Origin of the sequence: Deinococcus psychrotolerans (genome assembly GCF_003860465.1) — a bacterium.
GTDB classification, from domain to species: Bacteria; Deinococcota; Deinococci; order Deinococcales; family Deinococcaceae; genus Deinococcus; species Deinococcus psychrotolerans.
The window spans coordinates 2,369,806-2,393,214 of the sequence record NZ_CP034183.1; the positions used below are offsets into that span (position 1 = coordinate 2,369,806).

Annotated in this window: 26 protein-coding genes; 16 read left to right on the top strand and 10 right to left on the bottom strand. The window is 62.5% G+C overall.

Going from position 1 to position 23,409, the window contains the following annotated elements; all coding sequences use genetic code 11:
• Positions 1-40: 40 nt before the first annotated feature.
• Entirely contained in the window at positions 41-1,297 is a 1,257-nt protein-coding gene (locus tag EHF33_RS11690) for a TCR/Tet family MFS transporter (protein ID WP_124871655.1), read from the bottom strand.
• Between the two features lie 103 nt (positions 1,298-1,400).
• On the opposite strand from EHF33_RS11690, the gene EHF33_RS11695 reads away from it, so the two are divergent.
• The 9 genes from EHF33_RS11695 to EHF33_RS11735 all read left to right on the top strand — a co-directional run bounded on the left by EHF33_RS11695 (position 1,401) and on the right by EHF33_RS11735 (position 8,870).
• Entirely contained in the window at positions 1,401-2,123 is a 723-nt protein-coding gene (locus tag EHF33_RS11695) for an AzlC family ABC transporter permease (protein WP_124871657.1), read from the top strand.
• Positions 2,120-2,434, top strand: a complete 315-nt coding sequence (locus EHF33_RS11700) for an AzlD domain-containing protein (protein WP_124871660.1) — start codon at positions 2,120-2,122, stop codon at positions 2,432-2,434. Before EHF33_RS11695 ends, EHF33_RS11700 begins: the two co-directional genes overlap by 4 nt.
• 74 nt (positions 2,435-2,508) lie before the next feature.
• Positions 2,509-3,561, top strand: coding sequence for a bifunctional nicotinamide-nucleotide adenylyltransferase/Nudix hydroxylase (locus EHF33_RS11705; RefSeq protein ID WP_241191152.1), 1,053 nt, complete (start codon positions 2,509-2,511; stop codon positions 3,559-3,561).
• 63 nt (positions 3,562-3,624) lie between these two features.
• Positions 3,625-4,632 (top strand): ADP-ribosylglycohydrolase family protein, encoded by a 1,008-nt coding sequence (locus tag EHF33_RS11710; protein ID WP_124871666.1) that lies wholly within the window; start codon positions 3,625-3,627, stop codon positions 4,630-4,632.
• Position 4,633: 1 nt separating this feature from the next.
• Positions 4,634-5,125: a hypothetical protein gene (locus EHF33_RS11715; RefSeq protein ID WP_124871669.1), complete on the top strand. Its 492-nt coding sequence runs from the start codon at positions 4,634-4,636 to the stop codon at positions 5,123-5,125.
• 83 nt (positions 5,126-5,208) lie between these two features.
• Positions 5,209-6,618, top strand: coding sequence for a nicotinate phosphoribosyltransferase (locus EHF33_RS11720; protein ID WP_164473466.1), 1,410 nt, complete (start codon positions 5,209-5,211; stop codon positions 6,616-6,618).
• Positions 6,615-7,283, top strand: a complete 669-nt coding sequence (locus EHF33_RS11725; protein ID WP_124871673.1) for a hypothetical protein — start codon at positions 6,615-6,617, stop codon at positions 7,281-7,283. The genes EHF33_RS11720 and EHF33_RS11725 overlap by 4 nt, the downstream gene beginning before the upstream one ends.
• The gene (locus tag EHF33_RS11730) at positions 7,280-7,873 is read left to right on the top strand and encodes a nicotinamide mononucleotide transporter family protein (protein WP_124871676.1); all 594 of its coding nucleotides are present in this window, start codon (positions 7,280-7,282) and stop codon (positions 7,871-7,873) included. Before EHF33_RS11725 ends, EHF33_RS11730 begins: the two co-directional genes overlap by 4 nt.
• Positions 7,866-8,870 carry an AAA family ATPase gene (locus EHF33_RS11735; RefSeq protein WP_124871679.1) on the top strand — a complete coding sequence of 335 codons (1,005 nt, stop codon included), beginning with the start codon at positions 7,866-7,868 and terminating at the stop codon, positions 8,868-8,870. Before EHF33_RS11730 ends, EHF33_RS11735 begins: the two co-directional genes overlap by 8 nt.
• 27 nt (positions 8,871-8,897) lie before the next feature.
• On the opposite strand, the gene EHF33_RS11740 is transcribed toward EHF33_RS11735, so the two are convergent.
• Positions 8,898-9,170 (bottom strand): hypothetical protein, encoded by a 273-nt coding sequence (locus EHF33_RS11740; protein WP_124871682.1) that lies wholly within the window; start codon positions 9,168-9,170, stop codon positions 8,898-8,900.
• A 200-nt stretch (positions 9,171-9,370) separates the two neighbouring features.
• Positions 9,371-10,261 carry a P1 family peptidase gene (locus EHF33_RS11745; protein ID WP_420889943.1) on the bottom strand — a complete coding sequence of 297 codons (891 nt, stop codon included), beginning with the start codon at positions 10,259-10,261 and terminating at the stop codon, positions 9,371-9,373.
• A 174-nt stretch (positions 10,262-10,435) separates the two neighbouring features.
• On the opposite strand from EHF33_RS11745, the gene EHF33_RS11750 reads away from it, so the two are divergent.
• Complete coding sequence (locus EHF33_RS11750) at positions 10,436-11,380, top strand: dienelactone hydrolase family protein (protein WP_124871685.1); 945 nt, start codon at positions 10,436-10,438, stop codon at positions 11,378-11,380.
• Between the two features lie 15 nt (positions 11,381-11,395).
• On the opposite strand, the gene EHF33_RS11755 is transcribed toward EHF33_RS11750, so the two are convergent.
• Complete coding sequence (locus EHF33_RS11755) at positions 11,396-12,028, bottom strand: DUF1684 domain-containing protein (RefSeq protein ID WP_124871688.1); 633 nt, start codon at positions 12,026-12,028, stop codon at positions 11,396-11,398.
• Positions 12,029-12,058: 30 nt separating this feature from the next.
• Between EHF33_RS11755 and EHF33_RS11760 the strand changes: the two genes are divergently transcribed.
• Entirely contained in the window at positions 12,059-12,772 is a 714-nt protein-coding gene (locus tag EHF33_RS11760) for a dienelactone hydrolase family protein (protein ID WP_124871692.1), read from the top strand.
• Positions 12,773-12,804: 32 nt separating this feature from the next.
• On the opposite strand, the gene folE is transcribed toward EHF33_RS11760, so the two are convergent.
• From folE to EHF33_RS11775, 3 genes are all read right to left on the bottom strand, one after another.
• A complete protein-coding gene (gene folE / locus EHF33_RS11765; RefSeq protein WP_164473467.1) occupies positions 12,805-13,416 on the bottom strand; it encodes a GTP cyclohydrolase I FolE in 612 nt (203 codons plus the stop codon).
• Between the two features lie 159 nt (positions 13,417-13,575).
• Positions 13,576-14,790, bottom strand: a complete 1,215-nt coding sequence (locus EHF33_RS11770; protein ID WP_124871695.1) for an adenylosuccinate synthase — start codon at positions 14,788-14,790, stop codon at positions 13,576-13,578.
• A gap of 131 nt (positions 14,791-14,921) precedes the next feature.
• A complete protein-coding gene (locus tag EHF33_RS11775) occupies positions 14,922-16,523 on the bottom strand; it encodes an E3 binding domain-containing protein (protein ID WP_124871698.1) in 1,602 nt (533 codons plus the stop codon).
• Positions 16,524-16,923: 400 nt separating this feature from the next.
• Between EHF33_RS11775 and EHF33_RS11780 the strand changes: the two genes are divergently transcribed.
• Positions 16,924-17,973, top strand: a complete 1,050-nt coding sequence (locus EHF33_RS11780; RefSeq protein ID WP_124871701.1) for a Glu/Leu/Phe/Val dehydrogenase family protein — start codon at positions 16,924-16,926, stop codon at positions 17,971-17,973.
• Positions 17,970-18,602 (top strand): uridine kinase, encoded by a 633-nt coding sequence (gene udk, locus EHF33_RS11785; protein WP_124871703.1) that lies wholly within the window; start codon positions 17,970-17,972, stop codon positions 18,600-18,602. Before EHF33_RS11780 ends, udk begins: the two co-directional genes overlap by 4 nt.
• Positions 18,603-18,644: 42 nt before the next feature.
• On the opposite strand, the gene EHF33_RS11790 is transcribed toward udk, so the two are convergent.
• Positions 18,645-19,166 (bottom strand): GNAT family N-acetyltransferase, encoded by a 522-nt coding sequence (locus EHF33_RS11790; protein WP_164473468.1) that lies wholly within the window; start codon positions 19,164-19,166, stop codon positions 18,645-18,647.
• 238 nt (positions 19,167-19,404) lie between these two features.
• On the opposite strand from EHF33_RS11790, the gene EHF33_RS11795 reads away from it, so the two are divergent.
• Positions 19,405-20,040, top strand: coding sequence for a metallophosphoesterase family protein (locus tag EHF33_RS11795; protein WP_124873133.1), 636 nt, complete (start codon positions 19,405-19,407; stop codon positions 20,038-20,040).
• A 99-nt stretch (positions 20,041-20,139) separates the two neighbouring features.
• Here the strand turns inward: EHF33_RS11795 and EHF33_RS11800 are convergent, their stop codons facing one another.
• Positions 20,140-21,216, bottom strand: a complete 1,077-nt coding sequence (locus tag EHF33_RS11800; protein ID WP_241191153.1) for a M20/M25/M40 family metallo-hydrolase — start codon at positions 21,214-21,216, stop codon at positions 20,140-20,142.
• Positions 21,217-21,269: 53 nt separating this feature from the next.
• Between EHF33_RS11800 and apaG the strand changes: the two genes are divergently transcribed.
• On the top strand, positions 21,270-21,683 hold the full coding sequence (gene apaG / locus EHF33_RS11805; protein WP_124871712.1) for a Co2+/Mg2+ efflux protein ApaG: 414 nt from the start codon (positions 21,270-21,272) through the stop codon (positions 21,681-21,683).
• Positions 21,684-21,694: 11 nt separating this feature from the next.
• On the opposite strand, the gene EHF33_RS11810 is transcribed toward apaG, so the two are convergent.
• Positions 21,695-22,192, bottom strand: coding sequence for a YbjN domain-containing protein (locus tag EHF33_RS11810; RefSeq protein ID WP_124871716.1), 498 nt, complete (start codon positions 22,190-22,192; stop codon positions 21,695-21,697).
• A 93-nt stretch (positions 22,193-22,285) separates the two neighbouring features.
• Here EHF33_RS11810 and rlmN point away from each other — a divergent pair, with 93 nt between their 5' ends.
• The gene (gene rlmN / locus EHF33_RS11815) at positions 22,286-23,314 is read left to right on the top strand and encodes a dual-specificity RNA methyltransferase RlmN (protein ID WP_124873134.1); all 1,029 of its coding nucleotides are present in this window, start codon (positions 22,286-22,288) and stop codon (positions 23,312-23,314) included.
• Positions 23,315-23,409: the final 95 nt, after the last annotated feature.

Below are 23,409 nucleotides of genomic sequence, written 5' to 3' on the forward strand. Positions count from 1 at the left end.
GAGTGTAGGGCACGCGGATGAGCGGCGGGGCCAGCGCCGTTCAGACGGTTTTGACTTCAATGGCTTCGATCACCGTAGGCCCGGCAGCGGGCGGCAGTTTACGCAGCGCCGCCCACGCCAGCCCCAGTCCGATCACCGAAAAGACCGCGCCCATCATAAACGCCGCTCCCGGAAAGCGCACCCCCGAGCCGCCGCCGTTGAAGTAAGCAAAGACCCAGGTGGCGAGCAGCGGCCCCACCACGCCCACCAAACTGTTGACGGCGGTGAGTGCGCCCTGCACTTTGCCCTGTTCGGATTCGCTGACCTGGCGGCTGATGATGCCCTGCAAGGTGGGGCCAGCCAGCCCGCCGAGTGCGCCGAAGATCAGCGAGACATACAGCAGCAGCGAGGTTTTGGCAAACGCCAGCACCAGCATTTCCAGTGTTCCCATCGCCAGGCCCAGCAAAATGGCCCGCCGCTCGCCCAGCCAACGCACCGAAACGCTGATCAGACCGCCCTGCACGATGGCGGTCATCAAGCCAAACGCCGCCAGCGCCACGCCGTTTTGCAGCGGTGTCCAGCCCAGCACGCCCTCGGTGTACAGCACCCAAGTCGAAAAGATGACTTGCCCGGCCATGCCCAGCACGACTAAAGCGGCGGCCATATTGAGAATCACCGGGTACTGAGCCAGCGCGGCCAGAGGCGTGAAGGGGTTGAGATTTTTGCGGCTCAGCCTCGCGCCGCGTGAAGCAGGCGGCAGCGATTCCGGCAAGACGAAGTAGCCGTAAAACATGTTGAGCAGGGCCAGCCCCGCCGCGAACATGAATGGCACGCGCAGGCCGTAATCGCCCAGTAGGCCGCCCAGCGCCGGCCCCAAGATAAAGCCGACGCCAAAGGTCGCGCCCAGCTTGCCGAAATTCTTGGCGCGGTCTTCGGGAGCCGAGACGTCGGCAATGTAAGCGTTGGCGACCGTCAGGCTGGCTCCGGTGATGCCCGCCAGGACGCGGCCCACAAACAGCCACCACAGCGTCGGCGCGAAGGCCAGCAGCAGGTAATCCAGCCCCATACCCAGCAGGCTCAGCAGCAGCACCGGACGGCGGCCATACCGGTCAGACAGCACCCCCAAAATCGGCGCAAAGATAAACTGCATCACGGCGTAGACAGCAGTAAAAATGCCGATATACCGCGCCCCCGCCGCCGCAGAGCCCGACAATTCTTTGACCAGCAGCGGCAACACCGGAATAATCAGCCCGATGCCCATGATGTCGACTAGGGCGGTAATCAAAATAAAAATCAGGGCAGCTTGGGGTCGGCGCATTTCCTTAAGCTATCAAGCTCAGGTCAGGGCCAACTAAGCCAAATGGCTCAGAAGCGGCGGGTGTTTCTGGACTTCACGCTCCAAAACCGGCAGGCTAGCGGGTGTGAAACCGTCTGCCGCTTCCTTTTCCCTCTCACCCTCCTTTTGGCGTGGGCTCCGGGCATTCTTGCCGCTGGTGCCGGGCATCTTGCCGTTCAGCTTGGTGACGGGGGTGGCCGCCGTGCAAGCCGGCTTTTCGCCAGTGCAGTCGATTTTCTTCTCGGTTATCGGCTTCGCGGGGTCGGCGCAACTGATCGCCTCGCAGATGTTTAAGAGCGGCACCCCTACCATTTTGATTTTGCTGAGTGCTCTGGTGGTCAATTTGCGCTTCGCCATTTATTCGGCCGCCATGTTGCCGGTGCTCAGCCGCGCTTCAAAGCTGTGGCGCTGGCCGCTCGCCTACGTTCTGACCGATCAGAACTTTGCAGTGATGGCCGCGCGGCCCGCCGATGAACTCAACCCGGTGCAGTATTACGCGGGCGCGTCGGCAGTGATGTGGCTGACCTGGCAACTCGGCACCGTGGCCGGGGCGCTGCTGGGCGCGGGCATTCCCGCCGCTTGGCCGCTGGACTTCGCCGTGCCGCTCAGCTTCATTGCCCTGCTGGTGCCGGTGCTCAAAACCCGTCCGCAACTGCTGGCCGCGCTGGTGTCGGGCGCGGTGGCGGTGGCGGCCCACGGCTTGCCCTACCGCCTGAACTTGATGGTGGGTGCGGCCTGCGGCATTGCGGTGGGGTTGTATGTCCAAAACCTCAGGGCCAAGTCAGTCAACAAAGACGTGCAGGCGTGACCATCTGGATCATCATTTTCGGAGTCGGCCTGATCGGGTTTTTGCTGCGTTCCTCGGCGCTCTTGCTGCTGCGGGGCCGACCGCTGCCGGAGCGCCTTGCCTCAGCGTTGGGCCTCGTTCCGGCGGCGGTGCTGTCGGCCCTGGTGGTGCCGGAACTGTTCGTTCACGGCGGCGAATTCAACTTGCTCAGCGCCCGCATGGTGGCCGGCGTCGTCGCGGGCGGGGTGGCCTGGAAAACCAAAAGCGTTTTGTGGACGCTGGTGGTGGGCTTGGGGTTGCTGGTCGCCTTTCAAGCGCTGGGTTGGAAGTAATCGGGACTGAAGCCGCTCGTTCCTGAAGCCACTTGTTCTAACTTGTCTCACAATCGGTAGCGTAGTTTATGAGCATGACCCACCGACAGCCAACTCAGCCAGAATCCCGTAGCCGAAAGCGCACCTTTGGCGTGTACATTGGCCGCTTTGAGCCGCCGCACGCCGCCCACCTCGAAGTGATGCTCGAAGCCCTGTCACAGGTTCAAAAGCTGATCGTGGTGATCGGCTCGGCGCGGGCGGCCCGCAACGTCAAAAACCCCTTTACCGCCGAGGAGCGCCAAGCCGTGATCGTGGAATTGCTGCGGGAAGCGGGCGTCAAGGTGAGCCGGGTGCTGTTCGTGCATGTGCGCGATTATTATTACAACGAGTCGCTGTGGCTCAGCGAGGTGCAGCGCGGCGTGGCGGGGCATACCCACGGCAGCAGCGACGTGGCGCTGATCGGGCACCTCAAAGACGAGAGCAGCTACTATTTGCGCTCGTTTCCGGCTTGGGAATTTTTGCCGACGCATGTAATCAGTGATCTGAGCGCCACCGAAGTGCGCCGCGCTTACTTTGAAGACGACCTGGAGCGGGTGCAAAAAATCGTGCCGCCCGCCGTGTGGAAGTTCCTGGAAGGCTTTCGCCGGACGGGTGACTTTGCCGCCTTACAAGCTGAATACCGCTATGTGCAGGACTACCGAGCAGCTTGGGCGAGCACGCCGTATCCGGTGGTGTTCGTGACCACCGACGCGGTGGTGATTCGCAGCGGCCACGTCTTGGTGGTGCGCCGCGCCGAGCATCCCGGACGCGGACGGCTGGCGATGCCGGGCGGGTTTCTCAACCTTAAAGAAACGTTGCTGGCCTCGTGCGTGCGCGAAGTGGTGGAAGAAACCGGGCTGCAAATCAGCGATCTGGCGGCGTACCAGCGCTCTCAAGCGGTGTTCGATTATCCGGCCAGAAGTTTGCGGGGCCGCACGGTGTCGCACGCCTTTCAGTTTGATCTGGGCATCGGGCAATTGCCGGTGCTGAGGCCCGGAAGCGACGCCGCTGACGCCTTCTGGCTGCCGCTCAGCGAGGCCCTGGCCGCGCCGGAGCTGTTCTTTGAAGACCACCACGCCATCATGGAGCATTTTTTGATGCGCGGGTAGGCACATTCGCTGGCGCTTACCTTCCCCTTCCCACACCCCGCAGGCCCATCAAAAGGAGTTCAGATGCACAGCCGACCCACCTCCAGCCAAATCAGCGGCGTCCTCTTTGGCTCGGCTTATGGCGACGCGCTGGCTGCGCCCACCGAATTCATGCACAGCCTGATTCATATTCGGCAGACGTTTGCGCCCAGCGGCCCGACTGACCTTCACGCGGGCCGCGTCACCGACGACACCCAGATGATGCTGGCGGTGGCCCGCGCTCTGCTGGCCGCACCGGAATTCACCCCGGCGGCGCTGGAAACCACGCTGAGGGCTGAGTTCATTACTTGGCTCCATGACCCCGAAAACAACCGCGCTCCCGGCCACACCTGCCTGACCGCCTGCCGCAATTTGCAGCGGGGCGGCGCGTGGCAAGCTGCGACGGTGGCGCAGAGCAAAGGCTGCGGAGCCAACATGCGCGTTCAGCCGCTGGGCCTGATCGCTGACGACCTGATTCGTGCGGGAGCGGCCCAACTTCAAGCGGCCCTGACACACGGCCACCCCACCGCCCTGGCCGCCGCCGACCTGACCGCGCAGGCGATTTGGCTGCTGGTGTCTGGTACTGAGCCGCAGCAGTTGGTGGCTGAATTGACGGCCTACGCCCAAGCCCAGCGCAACGTTTATCACCAGGGCTGGCTGGGCGATGTGTGGCAGCATTACGGCGCGGCCAGCCCGCAAAGCTACATCTCGGAGGGCTGGGACGAATGCTTGGGCGTGCTGGGCCGCTTGAACACTGCGCTCGCTTCTGGCCTTCCCGAAGATGCCGACCCCTGCGACTTCACTGGCGAAGGTTGGATTGCCGAGGAAGCCCTCGCCACCGGGCTGCTGTGCTTTCTGCTGACCCCGAATGATCCGGTGGAAAGCCTGCGCCGCGCCGCCGTGACCAAGGGTGACAGTGACTCGCTGGCTTGCCTCGCTGGAGCGTTTGCTGGGGCTTACTTGGGGCTGGAGGCTTTTCCGGCAGAGTGGCAAGCGCGGGTTGAGTATGCGGCTGAGCTGGAGCGGCTTTCGCTGGCTTTTGCTGCGCGTTGAGATGAGTCCAGAATTTCCTGCTCGTCTGTGGCAGGTCAGTTTGAGCGGCATCAGCATCAGCCAGACTCAGCGGTTCCCAGCGTACGCTGGCCCGACTTATTGCCACTGCGTGCTCCTGCAAACTCGCGGACAACAGCGGGCGAGTGCGGCGCTGCATGAATTTTTGAACGCCAGTTGGTTCCAGTGCGCTGATCTGGATTTTTTGCCGACGCTTCTGACACTCGAGGAGCATGGTGGCTCTGTTCACCTGCGCGAAGAAGGCGCAGCAATTCGCTGGGGCGAGCGGCTTCACATCTACCTGATGGGCAGCGAACCGGGTGATGTACCCGACGCCGATGTGGAATATGCCGCTGTGCGCGAGATCGTGCGCCTTAATCTGGCCTACCTCTGCCTCAAACGCTTCTGGATAGACGGGCCTCTGGAGCGGGGGCAACCTGTTCGGGGCTTGCCGTACTACCAAGCTGAGCGCGGATTCAGGGTGCGGTGTATTTAGAGAAATAGGGAAACAACGTCGCCTTGGGACTCACCATTCTAATAAATCCAAGTATAGATTATGAGAAGTAAAAGGAGCCGAACATGACTATTACCATGCAACCCTTAGCCGACAACAACATCATCTTAGATACCGACAGCTACAAGTCCAGCCACTTTCTCCAGTACCCCGCGGGCACGCGCAAACTGTTTTCCTATCTGGAATCGCGCGGCGGGCGCTACCCGGCCACCCGCTTTTTCGGGTTGCAGTACATCCTCAAGCGCTACCTGAGCGTGCGCGTCACCGCCGAGATGGTGGAGGAAGCCCGCGAGCTGATCACCGCGCACGGCGAGCCGTTTCCGTATGACGGCTGGATGCACATTGTCACCGCACACGGCGGCAAGCTCCCGCTGGAGATTCGCGCCGTGCCGGAGGGGATGCTCGTTCCCGTCCACAACGCGCTGATGACCGTCACCAACACCGACCCCGCCGTGCCCTGGCTGCCCGGTTGGTTTGAAACGTCGCTGATGCGCGTCTGGTACACCACCACCGTCGCCACCCAGAGCTACTACCTGCGCGAGATTCTGAAGGCCGCGCTGGAGCAGACCTCCGACCGGCCCGCCGAGGAACTGCCGTTCAAGCTGCACGACTTCGGCAGCCGGGGCGTGAGCAGCCGCGAGAGCGCGGGCCTGGGCGGACTGGCGCACTTGATCAACTTTCAGGGCAGCGACACGCTGGAAGCCCTGCGCACCGGGCGCAATTACTACGGGGCCGACATCGCCGCCTTCTCCATTCCCGCCGCCGAGCACAGCACCATTACCAGCTGGGGCAAGGCACACGAAGTAGACGCCTACCGCAACATGGTGGAGAAATTCAGCAAGCCCGGCAGCGTCTACGCGGTGGTCAGTGACAGTTACGACCTCAAGTACGCCATCAACACCCACTGGGGCGAAACCCTGCGCCAGCAAGTCATCGACAGCGGCGGAACCCTGGTGGTGCGCCCCGACAGTGGCGACCCAGCCTCGATGGTGCGTCTGGCGGTGCGGGCGCTGGCGGCCAAGTTCGGCACGACCACCAACAGCAAGGGCTTCATGCTGCTCAACCACGTGCGGGTTCTTCAGGGCGACGGCGTGGACGAGGACTCGATTCGCGAGATCTTGCAAAACCTGATCGTGGACGGCTTTTCGACCGAGAACGTGGCCTTCGGTATGGGCGGGGCGCTGCTGCAAAAAGTGGATCGCGACACCCAGCGCTTTGCCTACAAAGCCAGCGCCGCGCTGATCGACGGCCCCGAGGGCGAGTATTTTCAGCCGATTTACAAAGACCCGGTGACTGACCCCGGCAAGCGCAGTAAGGACGGCGTGCTCGATCTGGTGCGCGAAGGCCAGCGCCTGGTGACGAAGCAGTACCAGACCTTTGATACCGAGTACCCCGACAGCGTGATGCGTGTGGTGTACCGCGACGGCGAAGTGCTGGTGGACGAGACATTGGAGGAGATTAGGGGGCGGGCGTGAGCCAACAATTGGAGCGGCTTTTGCCAATCCTGTCCACCATTCCCGGCGTCAACATTCCTGTGACGATTCTTCAGGGCATTTATATCGCCGCCAGTCAGCGAAAAATAGAGCAGCTTGAGGGCGCGTTGCAATACGAAATTGGTCTGCTGAATCAGAAGGTCATGGCCGGAAAACTCGTTCTGGACAGGGAATATGTCAAATCTGATTCCTTTACGGCCAACGTGATTCAAGCTGTCAGGGCCGCAGAAGTTGCCGAGACGGAGGATAAGTTGCGGTTTATCGCCCGCGCTCTAGCTGGATGCTCGCTCAGCTTTCCACGCCCTCAACTGGATAAGTTTCAAACGATGCGGATTATTGAGGGCATGTCAGATCGGGAACTACGGGTGTTTGTTGAGTATTTCAAGATTCTCGACCCCATTGACCCTTACCGAGATTTAATTCCAGTCGATAGTCAGGTGTCCATTCCCAATATCACTCGGCAGGAGTTTATTGGCGCTCTCATGGGGCTAAAGCAGCTGGGTCTCTTCACGATGCAACGTGTTAGTGATCGCGATGGTGACTGGTTTAGTCCAGAAGTTTCATCAGGTAAGGGATTCGCGTGGCAGCTCACGGGCTTAGCAAGGCAGGTTGCCACACTCAGCCGTGTGGGATTTGAGGAACCATGAATATCAGCTGGCTCACCACCCTCCCGCCCCTCCTCCTTGACCTCTCCGGCGGGTTGGCCGTTCTCGTCTCCCTCTACTTTCTGTTCGCCAAGGCGCGGGCGTACTGGCACTGGTCAAACGCCTCGCTGCTGCCGTACTTCCTGCTGTTTGTCGGCGGCGGCCAGTGGATGCTGGCGGGCTTGCAAGTCACCTACCTGCTGTTCGGCATTCACGGCCTCTACCTCTGGCATTTGGAGGCGCGGCGCGATAGGGGAGAGCTGACCTTCAACGAGCCGCTGTGGTACGGCGTGACCTGGGTGGCCAGCCTCGCCATCTTCGCCTACACCACCGTCGCCACCGACTTCTCCGAGTCATGGAACTGGGTGCAGTTCGCGGCGGTCACGCTGGCCCTCGTTGCCAATTTTGCCACCACCCGCAAATGGGCCTGGAGCTGGCCGGTGTGGGTCACCGTCAACGCGGTGCAGGCGGTTTACTTCTGGCACACGGCGTACTGGGCCTTGTTCGGCCTGCAATTTATTCTGGGAGCCATGAGCGTTTACGGCTACTTCGCCTGGAGAAAAGACGAGAGGCGCGTGGTCGAGTTTGCCTGACAATACGGGCAAGTTCGCGCACGGCCTGATCGTCGGCAAGTTCGCCCCGCTCCACGCCGGACACGAGGCGCTGATCCGCTTTGCCTTGTCGCGCTGCGAACGGGTCAGCGTATGGGTCTACAGCCGCCCCGACTTCCCGAGTATGCCTTCGCCTGTGCGCCGGGGCTGGCTGCGCGAGGTGTTCCCGGCCCATCTGTTTCCGCAGCTGACCCTGCTCCCCGACGCGCCCAATCCGCCGCTCAACAGCGCCCCCGACGCCGAGCATCAGCAGTATGTCGGGGCCGTGCTGGACGGTTGGAATGTACGCCCGGACGTGGTGGTCACCAGTGAAGCGTATGGCCCCCCACTGGCCGAGCGACTGAATAGTGCTCACCTTCACTTCGACCCTGAACGCCGCCAGACGCCGATCAGCGGCACGGCCATTCGCGCCGACGTTCACGCTTCGCGGCATTTCCTGAACCCGCTGGTCTACGCGCATTTCGTGGAGCGGGTGGCCATCGTGGGCGCGGAAAGCACCGGCAAAAGCACCCTGACGGCAGCGCTGGCAGGCGATTTCGGCACCCATTTCGTCCGCGAGTATGGCCGCGACGTTTACGAGCGCGAGGACGGCAAACTGACGCCTGAACATTTTCTGGAAATCGCCCTCGGCCACCGTGCTCTAGAGGAAGAAGCTGCCCGCACGCCGGGCCTAAACCGCTCCCTGTTCGTGGACACCACCGCCGCCACCACCCTGATGTGGTCGTACCTGCTGTGCCGCACCGCCCTGCCGGAGTTGCACGCGCTGGCCAACGATGCCAAGCGCCGTTACGCTCACACCTTTTTGTGTGCCGACGACTTGGCGCACGAGCAAGACGGCTGGCGCAGCAACACTGAAGTTCGCGGCGTACAGCAGGCGTTCATTCGGCAAGACTTGGAAACGCGGGGCGTTCGGTATCAGCCACTCAGAGGCAGTCTGACGGAGCGGGTGGCTCAGGTGCGCGGTTTTCTTCGGCGCTGAACGGCTCTAGCGCTGAACATGGCCGCCTCAGCCGATCAGGCCGCCCATCTGCTCGCTGCTGTCTTCAGCCAGTGACCGGAACTGCAATGCTTTGTCGCGCAGGCCCATTTGGGCATAACACTCCGAGAGCTTGAGCGCAAAAAAGCGCATGGCCTGAGCGTCTTCGCGCCGCTCGGCAGATTCTAAGCAGGTGCGGTAGTGCATCACCGCCAAGTGATACTGAGCGCCCTGCACGGCGCTGGCGGCGCGGCAATGAAACATTCTCAGCGAAACGATATCGGTGGACTGAAGGCGGTTCATCTGGGCCAGTGTAGTTCAGCATGTGAGGGGCGAATGAAGTGCGGTGAACGGTCAGCAGCACTCAGGTTTGATGAGAAAAACCCGCCAAGCTAGCCTTCAGCGGCCACATAGCGCGTAACGAGCCGCCAGAGCCCCGACTTTGCACTGAGTACAGACGTGAAAACGCTGCCGTCCGATGGCCAACAGCCGCCGCGCCGCGCTTATTCCCGCTGCGACAGCACCGCGTCGGCGACAGCCAGCGCCGCCGCTTCCTGCACCAGCGTGCCGAGCAGCAGCGGATCGGCGGCGGGTAGGGCCGCGCTGCTCAGCACGAAAGCGCTGTCTCCGTCCCAGTAGGTGTGGCTGGGGCGAATCACGCGGGCCAGCGCTGCTTGAGCCGCGTCCGCCAAGCGCCGGGCGTCGTTTTTGGTGAGGGAGTGCTGGGTAACGATGACCAGCAGGGTGGTGTTTTCGACGTCGCCCGGCGTAAAAGCCGCCGCGCCCGGCCCCACCCCCGGCCCGGCCAACAGCTCTCCCGCTGGGCTGTACACATCGCCAATCGGATTGACTACCGCCAGCGCCCCCACACTGACCCCGTACCGCGACAGGTACACGCTGCCCAGCCCGCCTGCTACCGCCCGGGTTGGCCCCAGATACTTGCCGATGGTGGCCCCGGTTCCGGCCCCCACCCGGCCACGCGGTACGGCTGCCGAGCTGGCAGTCTGGGCGGCAAAGTAGCCCGCCGCTTCATCAGGCCGCGCCTTGGGGTCGCCCGCGCCAAGGTCGTAAATCACGGCGGCGGGCACGATCGGCACGCGGGCAAACGGGGTGGGGTGGCCCACGCCCTGCTCCTCCAGCCAGCGCACCACCCCGCCCGCCGCCGCGAGGCCAAAGGCGCTGCCACCAGTCAGCAGCAGGCCGTGAATGCGCTCCACTTTCTTTTCAGGCGAGAGCAGCACGCCCTCGCGGGTGGCAGGGCTGGGGCCAAGGAAGCTGGCCGAAGCCACCGCGCCCTCACTCGGCGGCAAAATCACGGTGCAGCCGGTCTGGCCGACTGGATCTGTCCAGTGGCCCACGCGGAAGTCGGGAACGGCGGTCAGGGTGGTGTTCATGCTCGGCATTGTCGTTGAAATGCTGGCGGCTTGATGTGAAGTCGCAGGCACGGTGCAGTACAAAGGTGGAAGAAGATTTCATCTGGGCGTTACCGTCGTCTGAAACACACACCCCGGCGCGACTTTCGGGCAAAGTGAAATTGAACACCCTTCATTCACAGAGGAGAGTTACCTATGCCCGATGACCGTCAGGATTTATTCCGCTATGTGGTTGAGGAATTCGCCGAAGATTACCGCGAGGGCGAAATGGAGCGCCGCGAGTTCTTGCGCCGGATGACCTTGCTGGGCGGCGGAGCGCTGGGAGCCAGAACGCTGCTGACCTCGCTGGGAATCGCAGGCGTGAGCGCCGCCGAACTGGCTCAGGCCCAAGCCGCGCCCCCGCAGCCGGATCAGGCCAGCGGCGCGGGCATGGTGGATCCGCAAGACCCGTCCATCGTGGTAAAGCCCGTGACCTACGAAGCCAACGGCTTTACCAACCTGGCGTATTTGGCCCGTCCGGTGGGCGGCGGCAACGCGCCCGGCGTGCTGGTAATCCACGAGAACAAGGGACTTCAGCCGCACATCCAAGACATTGCCCGCCGCCTCGCCAAAGCTGGTTACGTTGCGATGGCCCCCGATTTGGTTTCAAAGATTGGCGGCACCGCGCAGTATCTCGACACCGCCAGAGTGTCCAGTTACCTCGCCCAAACGTCCGGCGACGAACACGTGACCAACTTGCTGACGGCCCTCAAGGTGCTGGAAGCGCAACCCGGCGTGCAGGGCGTCGGCGCGGTGGGCTTTTGCTTTGGCGGCGGCCTGACGTGGCGTTTGTCGACGGCTGCACCCGAACTCAAAGCGGCGGTGGCCTTTTACGGCCCCGCGCCCGACCTCGCCAAAGTGCCGGACATCAAAGCGGCGGTGCTGGGCCTTTACGGTGGCAACGACACCCGTATCAATTCCGGAATCCCCGCACTGGAAGCGGCGCTCAAGGCCGCTGGAACGACCTATGCCACGAAGATTTACGACGGCGCAGGCCACGCCTTCAACAATGACACCGGCCAAGGCTACGTCAAAGCCGCCGCCGATGACGCTTGGGCGCAGACGCTGAGTTGGTTTGGCAAGTATCTGAAACAGAGCTGAGTCAAACGTCGCTTCTCAGAGCCGCTCACCTGCCCGCACCTCTGCCGCCAGTTTGTTTTGCGGCGGGGCCAGCGGGCAGCTCCACTGCGGATCGTAAAAGCAGGACGGATGATAGGCGAAGTTGAAATCCAGCACCATTCTTCCGTCTGCCAGGCTACCCAGATCGGCACTTTTCACGGTGTCCAGCAGGTAGCGCCCACCGCCGTAATGGGTCTGACCGCTGCCCGCGTCCCGAAATGGCAAAAAGATTCCGCCGCCGTACACGTCGATCCAGTAGACATCCAGCTTTCCCAGATCATGGTGCTGGTTGTGCAGATTCACGCGCCCCACCCGAATCAGTGGCATAGCATGGCCCGCCGAGGTCTGCACCGTGAACTGTTCGGGCGGCAAATCGGTTTGGACGGCTGAACTGAAAGCGTAGGCCGGATCGTAAGGCCACACTGGCAGCGCCGCGAAGTCGGCCCACGCCTCCATCAGCAGCGGCGACTGCGGGTGCGATTTGAACAGTTCATTGCGTACCCGCTGCCAAAGCTGATGGGCGGCGGCCGGGTCGCTGGCATACAGGCGGCGCACCTCGGCGTAGAGGTCACTCATTTTCCTGCGCCAGTCCAGCAAGCTCAGCCAGTTTTCGGAAGCAGTTTCAGCCATGCGCCATGCTAAAGGCTCTAGGCTGCGGGCATGACAAGCCCCGCTACCGAGTTGACCGGAGAGCTGATTTCATTTGCTTCAGAAGACCGCACCCTGGAAGGGTACTTGGTGCGCCCCGTAGCCCGACCAGACCGCAGCGACTCAGCGCCGGGGATGTTGGTCATACACGAAATCTTTGGCCTGACCGACGAGATCAGGGCGGTGGCCGAGCGTATGGCGCAGGCCGGTTACGTCGCGCTGGCGGTGGATTTGTTCGCCAATCAAAACAAAGCCGTCTGTATGGCGCAGATGCTCGGCGGGGTGTTCGCCGACAGCCTCGGCCATCAAGGAATACGGGATACCCGCGCCGCGCTGGGCGAACTGGCCGCACTATCCGGCGTGGACGCTTCACGCCTCGGTGCGATTGGCTTTTGCTTGGGCGGCAGCTTGGCTATCGCGCTGGCCTGCACCGATCAGCGGGTGAGGGCAGTTGCGCCCTATTACGGTTTCAACCCGCGCCCCCTGGAAGCGGTGCGCCGCGCTTGCCCGGTGGTGGGCAGCTACCCTGAAAAGGACATCACCGCTGGGCAGGGGAGGGCGCTGGCCGCCGAATTGGAAGCAGCGGGCGTCGCCAACGACATCAAAGTCTATCCGGGGGCGCGGCACTCGTTCGCCACACCCGGCCCCAGCTTTGACGGCGTAGCCAGCATCGACGCCTGGAATAGGGTGATGGGATTTTTCGACGAGCATCTCGTTGGCGGCTGAGGGTGAGGGGCTGTCCCTCAGCCGTTTGGCGCTCAGCGGTTTTTGAAGGTCTGCTGCACGGCGCTCATGAACTCGCCGCGTGTGCGGGGGTCATCCCTGAAGGATCCGCGCATGGCTGAGGTGGTGGTTGAGGAATTCTGCTTTTGCACGCCGCGCATGGCCATGCACAGGTGAGTGCCTTCCAGCAGCACCGCCACGCCCTTGGGGGCCAGCAATTCTTCTACTGCTTCGGCAACCTGCGTGGTGATGCGCTCCTGCACCTGCAGGCGGCGGGCATACAAATCTACGATGCGGGCAAATTTGCTCAGACCCAAAATTTTGCCGTCTGGGATGTAGGCGATGTGGGCGCGGCCATAAAAGGGCAGCATGTGGTGCTCGCACATCGAATAGAACTCGATGTCTTTGACGATCACCATCTCTGAGCCCTCCGCTTCAAACACGGCGTCCCCAGCAGCCTCACCCAAAGTCAGTTGATAGCCGCCGGTCAAAAAGCCCCAAGCGCGGGCCACCCGCTGAGGAGTTTTCAGCAGGCCCTCGCGGTCTGGGTCTTCGCCAATTGCCGCGAGCCAATCGTGGGTGAGCGCCGCGACGCCCGGCACTTCAAGGCGTTCGTTATCGGCACGAATAATGGGAGAGGTGGTCAAGTCAGTCACTTCCTTTGTGGGCCAGATGCTGCGGCCCGTGAATGCTTTGGATTCTAAAGCGCTGCCCGCCCGTTCAATTGTCAGGTTTGTGTCAAAATTTTGGGAACGCGGGCGATCTCTCGCCATCAGCGTTCCCGAAAGCACGGACAGCTTAAAAAACTACTCCCAGCTCACCGAGCCGTAGGTCTGCTCACGGGCTGGCCCCGCCGAGAAAATCACCACCGGACACTGCACGGTGTCTTCGATCAGGTCGAGGTAGGCCTGGGCTTCTTTGGGTAAGCCTGCGCGGCTGTCCACGCCCTCGGTGCTGGCCCAGCCTGCCATCTCGCGGTAGACGGGAAGGCCCGCCGCGTCGTACTCGGTGGCGACTTTGAGCGTGGGAATGCCGGCCAGCACGTCCATTTTGTTGATGACCAGCCCGTCTAAGCCGTTGACCTCCACGGCGTATTTGAGCAGCGCCAAGTCGAGCCAGCCGACTCTGCGGGCGCGTCCGGTGGTGGTGCCGAATTCGTCCCAGGGCTGCGAACCGTCGCCGCGCAGCCGCTGTTCCATTTCACCGAACACCTCGGTGACAAACGGGCCGTTGCCGACGCGAGTGTTGAAGGCCTTGGCGACACCGTAGACCTTATTGATGGCCTTGTGACTGACCCCCGCGCCCACCAAAATGCCGCCGACGCTGGGGTGTGAGCTGGTCACGAACGGATAGGTGCCGTAATTGAGGTCGAGGAGGGTCGCTTGAGCGCCTTCAAACAGCACGTTCTGACCGTCCTTGATGGCCTGACGGAGCTGAGAGCCGGTATCGGCCACGAACGGCACCAGCGCGTCGCGGATCGGCAGCAGGTAGCCCAGCGCGTCACTGACGCTGCCCCAGCCCGCCGCCGCCGTGCTGTTGGGCTTGGCTTCCATGAGTCGCTCAACCCGCTCGCGCAGCACGCTGAGATCACTCAGATCGCCAAAGCGGATGCCCACCCGCCGCGCCCGGTCAGCGTAGGCTGGGCCGATGCCGCGCCCGGTGGTGCCGACAAAATCTTTGCGCCCGTCCACGTATTTGTGGTGCGGCAAGACCAGGTGAGCGCGTTCGGAGATGCGGAGTTCGGGACTCAGGCCGCCGTCGAGCAGATTCTGACGCTCGGCCAAGAATTTCTCGGGGTCGATCACCATGCCGTCGCCCAGTACGCTGACCGTTTGTTCATGTAGCACGCCGCTGGGCAGCAAATTGAGTTTGAAGGTCTGGCCTGCGGCGGTCACGGTGTGTCCGGCATTGGCTCCGCCCTGATAGCGCACCACGAAGTCTGCTTTGGGAGCTAGAAAATCGGTGATCTTGCCTTTGCCCTCGTCTCCCCACTGTGCGCCAATAATTGCAATTCCGGGCATGTATGCCTCCCACTGTGCGCGAATTTTGCCAAAAAAAAGCACGGCGCACAGCACCGTGACTTAGTTTAACGGATTGGAAGAGCGGGGGGGAAAGCAAAGCTAGAAAACTGGTTTGCTTTCCCCTATCCCAACTACACCAGCAGCTTGACCGGTGCGGCCAGCAGCGCCGAGACTTCAGCGAGGAAGCGGGCGGCCTGCTGCACGTCCAAGTCGCCGTTGAGGCTCAGGGCCGACTTGCCGTTTTGAACGCGGCCCAGCGACAGCGTGACGGCGTGCGGGTAGTGCAGGTCGTCGAGGTCGAGTTCGCCAGCGTCGAGAATCAGCAGATCAGCTGAGCCAGCAGGTTTGGCATCCGAAAGGGCCTTGATGCCGCTGCGGAGATCGCCGCTGAGATCGGCGTCCAGCGCTTGACCGCTCACATTGGCTACTGCCACGCTGGAAAGGTTCAGCAGGCCGAGGTGGCGCTGAGCGGCGCGGGCCAGCATCAGGGTGAGCGGCAAGTCGCCGACCAGATCGCTGAGTTGCTCGCGGGCGCTTTGCATGGCGCTCAACTCCACCTCGCGGCGCAGGTAGGTTCCGGCCCAAGCAGCAGCGGGCACGGTGATGGCCGCAACAGACGGCATCTGCGGCGCAGGCATCGGCGCGACTTCGGGTTCGCTGGGCACGAATGGAGCGGGCTCGGCGGTGTCTGATGGCTTCGCCGTGTCGATTGGCTGCGCGATATCGGGCACGATGACTTCGCCAAGTACGGGGGCAGGCGGCAGGACGCGCTCTTCGGCACTGCTCTCGGTGCTGATCGGCGGCACCACGTCGGCGTGTACGGCCAGTTCGGGTTCCGGCAGCGCCAAGGCGGCGGCAGGCGGCACGCCGAGTTCGGGCAGCTTCACTTCAGGCTTGACGACTGCGGGTTTGACCACTTCCGGCAAGTTGACCGCAGGCGTCGCGGCAACCGGCTGAGTCGGTGTGGGCTGGGCCGGCGTTTGAGGAGTGGGCGAGTCGTTGCGGCGGTACAAGCTCGACAGCAGGCCGCTGAGCAGGCCGCCGGAAGCGGGCTTGGCAGGCGCTTGGGGCAGGGGAGGCGGCATCACTGGCTGCGCTTGCGGCACAGGAGCTTCGGCTTCCACGGGTTCTTCTTCCAGCTCGAACTCATCTTCTGGTGCGGGAGCCGGCGTGTGGATGAACGCAGGCTCAGCGAGGTCGTCTTCGGCAGCGAGCGGCACTTCAAAGGCGGGCGTTGGCGCGGTGGGCTCTGGGGTGACGGGGGCTGCCACAACCGGTTCCAGCACGATTTCTGCCGCCGTCACTTCAGGCACCACCAAATCAGGCGCGGCCAAATCGGACATGGCGGCGCTGGGCATCGACACACTCGGCACAGCAATATCGGGAACGGCAATATCAGGTGCAGACATGCTGGGCACGGGCGGGGCCACCACTTCGTGAGTTTGGACGTGCTGAATCTGATCTTGCTGGGCCTTGAGAAACTCGGCCAATTCCGGCTCGACTCCGGCGCGGCTGAGCATTTCTGGCGATGAATACACCGCCAACTCGGCAGGCGAGGGCATCGGATCGACTGGGGTCGTCGGCGCGTCTTCTTCTCCGCTCATGACGCGGGCCAAGTAACCCAAAATATCGGTTTCGGTGATCATTCCGGCGTTGCCTGTACCGTGCAGCGAACGCCACTCGATTCCGTTTGCCTCGGCTAGAACTTTTGCCAGCGGCGCAATTGTCTCCATTTCTCTCCTCACTTTATGCGTCTGCTCGACTCAGTGCAGCCGTTTTAGATGGTGCTGTGTTGGTTTTGGGTGTCTTCTGTGCAATCCAGATTGTCCAAAAGCCGGGGCCTTGTCACGGTTTACTCTCTCCCACCTGCTCTGCACCTTGCCAACTTGCTCCCTTCCTCAGCTGACCTTGCTTGTCTTTGCCGTGCGGCGATTAATCCGCCATTACTTTAGAATGCCATGTCTTACAAATCTCATCCCCGCGCCCGCGTTCTTGGCTGGGCAAAGGTCTTGGAGCTGAGTCTTACTCTAGCGCGGCGGCTTTCACTGAACGCTTCCATCTTACAGGGCGCTCCCAAAGCCGGCAAACATCCAGACATGCTAGCGTGAGCGGCGTGCAGAAGGGAGCGGAACAATGCTGATGTTTGACGAGATGCAGCAGCGCGGACACGAACAAGTCACGCTGCTTTCGCATGTGCCCAGCGGGTTGCGGGCGGTGCTGGCCATTCACTCGACGGTGCTCGGCCCGGCCATCGCCGGATGCCGCTTGGTGATGCTCGATGAAGACTTGGTGCTCAAGGGAGCGCTGGCGCTGAGCGAGTCCATGACCCTCAAGGCGGCGCTGACGGGCCTGAATTACGGCGGCGCGTCGTGCGTGCTGCTCAGCCCCGACAACCTGACGAGCGAAGAAGGCAGTGACGCGCAGGGCCACGCCCGCGAAGCGTTGTTCCGGGCTTTGGGGCGGCAGATCAGCCATTTTGGTGGGCGGCTGATTCTCACCGAAGACGTGCGGGTTTCGGGTCAGGACATTGCTTATGTGGCGCAGGAAACCAACAGCACCATGGGCATGAACACCGACACCGCCGCCGCCACCGCTTACGGGGTCTATAGGGGCATCAAGGCAGCGGCCCGGTTTACCCTCGGCAGCGAGAGTATGCGTAATGTGCGCGTCGCCATCTTGGGCGTCGGCACGGTCGGGCGGCTGCTGGCCGAACTGCTCCACCGCGAGGGCGCTCGCCTGCTGCTCAGCGACACCCAAGCTGAGCGGGCCGAAGCGCTGGGCAGCAGCTTGGACAACAGTCAGGCCATGGACACCCAGAGCCTGCTCGACGCGCCCTGCGACATTCTCGCGCCGTGCGCCTTCGGCTACAGCATCCGCAGTCAAGACGTGCCGAGGTTGCAGTGCCGCCTCATCGCCGGAGCCGAGCACCACCCGCTCTCGCGCAGCAGCGAGGAGTTGGTGCGCGAAGCGGGCATCGCTTATATTCCCGACTTCGCCATCAACGGCGCGGGCCTGATCGCCTCGGCCCACAACCTCACGCCGGAAGCCGCCGGAGAAAAAATCTACGGCATCGTCTCGCGCATCGCGGCGCTGGCCGAGCAGCACCACAAGCCGCCGCATTTGGTGGCCCGCAAACTGGCCGAGCGCCGCATCGAACTGATCGGCTCACTCGGACGGGCGTGAACAAGTCGCTTCAGCGCCCCTTCGTGATCGGGGTGGCGGGCGGGTCGGGCAGCGGAAAAACCACCGTGACCCGCCGGGTCATCGAAACAGTGGGTGCGTCGGGCGTCGCGGTGCTCTGGCAAGATAACTATTACCGCGACCAGGCCGAGATTCCTTTTGAAACGCGCGTCAGCACCAACTACGATCACCCCGCCGCCTTCGATTGGGCTTTGCTGCGTGAGCATCTGGACGCGCTGCTGGCCGGAGTACCGGTCGATATGCCGACCTACGATTTTACCCATCACACCCGTGCCGAAGAGACCCAGACCGTTTTGCCCGCGCCGGTGGTGGTGCTGGAAGGGTTTTTCGCGCTTTACGACCCCGATCTGCTCGGCAAGATGCACCTCAAAGTCTTCGTGGACGCCGACCCGGACGTGCGCTTCATTCGCCGGTTGCTGCGCGACACCCATGAGCGGGGCCGCAGCCAGGAAAGCGTGATTCAGCAGTATCTGGAGTTCGTGCGGCCTATGCACCTGAGCTTTGTCGAACCCACCAAGCGGCACGCCGACGTGATCATTCAGCACGGCGGCATGAACGAACCAGCGCTGGACATGCTCTCGGCGCGGATTCGGGCCACCCTGCTGGAGTAGTGGGAAGGCGCATAAGGCTCGGGGTGGCAGGTCGGATTTCTTTCAGGTGCGCCGCTCCCACAGCCGCAAGTCGCCGTCTTCTTCACTGTGGCCGCGCCCTGTTTCTACAAAGCCCGCTTTCGTAAGGACTTTTGCGCTGGCCAGATTGCCCACAGCGGTTTCGGCGGTGACGCGCCGGACGTGTTCCAGCGTCAGCAGCCAAGCGGTTACGGCCTGCACCGCTTCGGTGGCCAGCCCCTGCCGCCAATTCTGGGGCCGCAGTCCGTAACCGATTTCCACCGCGCCCCACAGCACCCCTTTGGGGCCGATCATGCCTGCCGCCTCGCCCGCATAAACCATCACCCAACCGCCCGAACTCTGCGTGTCCTGGGCCAGCGACGCGAAGATGGCAAAGGCGTCGCCGGGCCACTCGGTATCAAACTCGACTGGGCCGAGTTCCGGCAAGTCCAGCGTGAACGGCTTTCCCGTAAGCTGCCGCACCACGATGTCGTGCGTGAGCGGATACAGCTTCAGGCGCGGCGTGAAGAGGGTGGGCAAGCTGGAAGCAGGAGCGGGGGCCGTCATCTTTAGCATTTTGCCAGACTTGCCGATGCGCCGCTCCAGCCGCGCTAGAATAGAGGCCACAAAAGTCCCGGTGGGTGGAGTCAGCAGCCGCGTTTGAGCTGATTGGTGCTGCCCCAATTTAGTGAACCTGCGCCGGGCAGGAGTTTTTGCATTTATGACCTCGCTTCTCCAACCTACAGCCCAAGCCCGCCCGACCAAACTCGCCGCACCATCCGCTCCCGCAGCGGCCAAGCGGGTGATGGTGGTGGCCGATATGGTGCATCCCTACGTGTACCGCACGGGCTTTCCCAGCGGCCTGCCTGAATTTGATCTGGTGCTGGCGGCGGGCGATATTCCGGGTTTTTTCTTGGAGTTTCTGGCTTCCACGCTGACGGTGCCGGTGGTGTATGTGCCGGGCAACCACAACGACGAATACATCAACGAAGGCTCGGGCCGCCACCTACCGCAGGGCGTCATCAACGCGCATGGCCGGGTAGTTACTGAAGCGGGGCTGAGGATCGCGGGCTGGGGTGGGGTGCCGCGTTACCGCGACGGCGAGAACCAGTACACGGCCTCGCAGGCCCGCTGGGGGCTGAGCAAGCTGGCGTGGCAAGCCAGAGGCGGCGTGGACATTTTCCTGACCCACGCTCCGCCGCTGGGGCCGCACGCGGGCAGCGACTACGCCCATAGAGGCTGCGAATTTATCAGCGGCTTTATCGAAAAGCGCCGCCCCAGCATGGTGGTTCACGGCCATATCCACGAGTACGAGGGCAAAAAAGTGTCGTACACCGACGCGGCCACCGGAGCGCAGGTCATCAACGCTTACGGCTATCACATCCTCGAACTCGCCGCCCAGAACGACACCGTGCTGGCCAAAGTGGGCGCGGGCGACTGACTTTAGGAGTTGAAAGAGCGCCGCAACGCGCCCAAGAAAACGGCGCGGGGAAGCAGGCTTACCGATAGCTCTGCTTCCCCGCGCCCCGACGGTCTGCGCTCAGTGGCGCGAAAAGTCCACTTCGCCTTCCGGCAAGCTCATGACCCAGGCCGCGATGATGTCGATGCAGGCCTGCACGTCGCTGAGCTGCACCATCTCCGAGGGGCTGTGCATATAGCGGTTGGGAATGCTGACCACGCCGGTCGGCACGCCGCCGCGCGTCAGGGCCAGCGCGTCGCCATCGGTGGACGAGTGGCGCGGGGTGGCCGATACGCTGAACGGAATAGCTTTGGCCCGGCCGACTTCCTGTATGGCGTCGGTGAGCTTGGGATTGAACATCGGCCCGACACTCAGGTTCGCGCCAGAGCCGAACGGCGACTTGCCGTATTTCTTTTCATTGACGCCCGGCTGCTTGGTTTCGTGGGTCACGTCCACCGCGATGCCCGCCAAGGGATCGAGGGCGTGGCTGCTGACGCTGGCCCCGAACAAGCCGATTTCTTCTTGAGCTGTGCCGACCGCCACCACCCGGCGCTTGACGCCTTGCTGCGCGAGCTGGCGCAGGGCTTCCAAAACCACGAACGCGCCCACGCGGTTGTCGAGCGACTTGCTGACCAGCTTGTCGCCCAGCAGCAGCGGCGGCTGCTCGATGACGCCCACCGTGCCCACCGGAATGCGCTGACCCACTTCCTCGGCGCTCAGGCCGGTGTCGATCCACAGCTCTTCGAGCTTGCTGGCTTTGGTGCGCTCTTCTTGCTCCATCACGTGAATGGCTTTCTTGCCGATGACGCCCAGAATGTCCTGGCCCGGAGCCAGCAGCCGGATGCGCTGCCCGACCAGCACCTGCGGATCCCAGCCGCCGAGGTTGAGAAACGCCAAAAAGCCCTGATCGTCGATGTGCGAAACCATCAAACCGATTTCGTCGAGGTGGCCCAGCAAGATAATCGGCTGGCCGTCCTCAGGGCCGACTTCGGCGTAGGCGTTGCCGTAAGAATCGCTGCGGGTGCGGGCAAACTGCGCGGCTTCCTTGAGCCACACGCGGGCGGGGCGGGCCTCGTAACCGCTGGGGCCGGCTTCACGCAAAAGATTGAGCAAAAATTCGGTGTTGAGCGGGCTGGTCTTCGGAGTAAAAGCAGTCATGCTCCCGAGCATAGGCGCTCACCGGCTGGCGTGGGTGGTTTATGCTTTCTTGCATGTCCGAATTTGCCGAACGTCCTCTTCACGTGGCTGCGCCTGAGGTGCGAGTCAGCGTCACGGTGCAGCACCTCGCGGCCCACTCGCGGGCAGGTCGGCAGGTGTTCAGCTACCTGATCCGCATCGAAAACCACGCCGCCGATTCTTGGCAAATCATGGCCCGCCACTGGCAGATCACCGACGGCAGCGGGCGAGAAACGCGGGTGGAAGGTGAAGGCGTCATTGGTCAGCAGCCGATCATCGCCCCCGGCGGCGTGTTCGTCTACGACAGCTTCGTGACACTCGAAGACGTGCCTGGCAGCATGTCGGGGTATTACGAGCTGCGGGACGCGTGGGGCCAAACAGGAAGGGCACCGATTCCCGCTTTCGCGTTGGCGGTGCCCACCGATAACTCTTTGCGTGAACTCAACTGAGCTTAAGCGGCTTACTTGCCTTTGCCGTCCAGTATATCGTTATACTGATTGATCTCATCGTAAAATGTCTGAACCCAATCTAGGAAGTTGGCACTGGTAAAGCCGCCCACGAAAGTGTAAGTGCTGATCAGGTGCGGGTTGCCTTTATCGTCCATATAGGCCTGGCTGAAATACTCTTTGTTCCAGGCGTTGATCACTTTGAGATCGGGCTTGGTTTTGAAGTCGGTGGCGGTATAAAAGACGTTGGCGAACGCGCCGTCACAACTGCTGGTGTTGCAATTCAAAAAATCGATGTAAAAATCGTTGCCGTCGGTTTTGTTCTCGACTTTAAGAAAAGGAGACTTGCCAGTGCGGTCGACGGTGGCGGTGTAGCCTGCGGTTTTGAGGATCGGCATCAAGGTTTCCGGCGTGGCGATCTTGATGACGGTCTGGGCGCTGGCAAGCGGCAAACCCAAGCTGAGGCCGAAAAGCGCCGATACAACCACTGCTCTTTTGAGGGTGTGGGTCATACCTGAGAATAAGGCATTGCGGTGAACAGGGCAAAGCCCTCCTCTGCACGCCTTCCATTTAAGCTGGCCCACGCGCCGTACACTGGAAAGATGTTGCCGCTTCTCCTTGACCTCCAGCCCGACGCTTATCCGCTCTTGGGCTACCGCCGCAAACAACTGCTGGAATGGGTGTTTGTCCACGGCGCACCCAGCTTTGATGACATGACCAATCTGCCCTTGCCGCTGCGGGCCGAACTCACGGAGCAGTACGCCCTCAATCCGTTTAGCCGAACCGAAACGGTGGAAAGCAGCGACGGCAGCGTCAAATACCTGTTCACTTTGTTTGACGGGCGGCAAATGGAAGCGGTGTATATGCCTTACCTCGACCGCAAAACCATCTGCGTGTCGACCATGGTGGGCTGCCCGGCCAAGTGCGCTTTTTGCGCCACCGGCTCGATGGGCTTTGGCCGCAACCTGACGCCCGGCGAAGTGGTGGGGCAGATTTTGGCGGTGAGTTGGCATCAGGGTTTCTCGCCGCGTGAGATGCGCAATCTGGTGTTCATGGGCATGGGCGAGCCGCTGCTCAACTACGACCACACCATCGCCGCCGCCAAGCTGCTGCTGCACCCGCAGGCGCTCGGCATGAGCAAGCGCCGCGTGACGCTCAGCACGGTGGGACTGGCCAAAGGCATTCGCAAGCTGGCCGCCGAAGACGAACTCGGCATCAAGCTGGCCATCAGTCTGCACGCCCCCGACGAAGAAACCCGCCAGCAGATCATTCCGACGGGTCAGGCCAATTCGATCAGCGAGATCATGGCGGCGGCCCGCGATTACCAAGCCGTGACCGGGCGGCGTGTCACTTTCGAATACGCCATGCTCAGCGGCGTCAACGACTCGCTGTGGCAAGCCGACATGCTGGCCGATCTGCTGCAAGGCCTGGTCAGTCACGTCAACTTGATTCCGATGAATCCTTGGGAAGGCAGCGGCTTTGTGGAAACGCCCGAACACGAACTCCAAGCCTTTTATGACCGCTTAGAAAACCGGGGCGTGCCGGTCAGCGTGCGGCGCTCACGCGGCAGAGATGCGGGCGCGGCCTGCGGTCAACTGGCCCTCAAGCAGCCGGGCGCGGTGGCGGGGGCGTAGAGCGTGTGAAACGTCAACTTCCACGCTGCCTGAGATTAAAAGCAGGCTGATGAAAAGGAGACGGACTCTCACCGTGCAAGCCGCAAGATAAAGAG

Bases quoted from the DNA above. Each gene is read 5' to 3' on its own strand.
- EHF33_RS11690 (WP_124871655.1), bottom strand. From the start codon at position 1,297: ATGCGCCGACCCCAAGCTGCCCTGATTTTTATTTTGATTACCGCCCTA.
- EHF33_RS11705 (WP_241191152.1), top strand. From the start codon at position 2,509: ATGACCCACCGACAGCCAACTCAGCCAGAATCCCGTAGCCGAAAGCGC.
- EHF33_RS11710 (WP_124871666.1), top strand. From the start codon at position 3,625: ATGCACAGCCGACCCACCTCCAGCCAAATCAGCGGCGTCCTCTTTGGC.
- EHF33_RS11715 (WP_124871669.1), top strand. From the start codon at position 4,634: ATGAGTCCAGAATTTCCTGCTCGTCTGTGGCAGGTCAGTTTGAGCGGC.
- EHF33_RS11720 (WP_164473466.1), top strand. From the start codon at position 5,209: ATGACTATTACCATGCAACCCTTAGCCGACAACAACATCATCTTAGAT.
- EHF33_RS11730 (WP_124871676.1), top strand. From the start codon at position 7,280: ATGAATATCAGCTGGCTCACCACCCTCCCGCCCCTCCTCCTTGACCTC.
- EHF33_RS11740 (WP_124871682.1), bottom strand. From the start codon at position 9,170: ATGAACCGCCTTCAGTCCACCGATATCGTTTCGCTGAGAATGTTTCAT.
- EHF33_RS11745 (WP_420889943.1), bottom strand. From the start codon at position 10,261: ATGAACACCACCCTGACCGCCGTTCCCGACTTCCGCGTGGGCCACTGG.
- EHF33_RS11750 (WP_124871685.1), top strand. From the start codon at position 10,436: ATGCCCGATGACCGTCAGGATTTATTCCGCTATGTGGTTGAGGAATTC.
- EHF33_RS11755 (WP_124871688.1), bottom strand. From the start codon at position 12,028: ATGGCTGAAACTGCTTCCGAAAACTGGCTGAGCTTGCTGGACTGGCGC.
- EHF33_RS11760 (WP_124871692.1), top strand. From the start codon at position 12,059: ATGACAAGCCCCGCTACCGAGTTGACCGGAGAGCTGATTTCATTTGCT.
- EHF33_RS11770 (WP_124871695.1), bottom strand. From the start codon at position 14,790: ATGCCCGGAATTGCAATTATTGGCGCACAGTGGGGAGACGAGGGCAAA.
- EHF33_RS11775 (WP_124871698.1), bottom strand. From the start codon at position 16,523: ATGGAGACAATTGCGCCGCTGGCAAAAGTTCTAGCCGAGGCAAACGGA.
- EHF33_RS11780 (WP_124871701.1), top strand. From the start codon at position 16,924: ATGCTGATGTTTGACGAGATGCAGCAGCGCGGACACGAACAAGTCACG.
- EHF33_RS11790 (WP_164473468.1), bottom strand. From the start codon at position 19,166: ATGACGGCCCCCGCTCCTGCTTCCAGCTTGCCCACCCTCTTCACGCCG.
- EHF33_RS11795 (WP_124873133.1), top strand. From the start codon at position 19,405: ATGGTGGTGGCCGATATGGTGCATCCCTACGTGTACCGCACGGGCTTT.
- EHF33_RS11800 (WP_241191153.1), bottom strand. From the start codon at position 21,216: ATGACTGCTTTTACTCCGAAGACCAGCCCGCTCAACACCGAATTTTTG.
- apaG (WP_124871712.1), top strand. From the start codon at position 21,270: ATGTCCGAATTTGCCGAACGTCCTCTTCACGTGGCTGCGCCTGAGGTG.
- EHF33_RS11810 (WP_124871716.1), bottom strand. From the start codon at position 22,192: ATGACCCACACCCTCAAAAGAGCAGTGGTTGTATCGGCGCTTTTCGGC.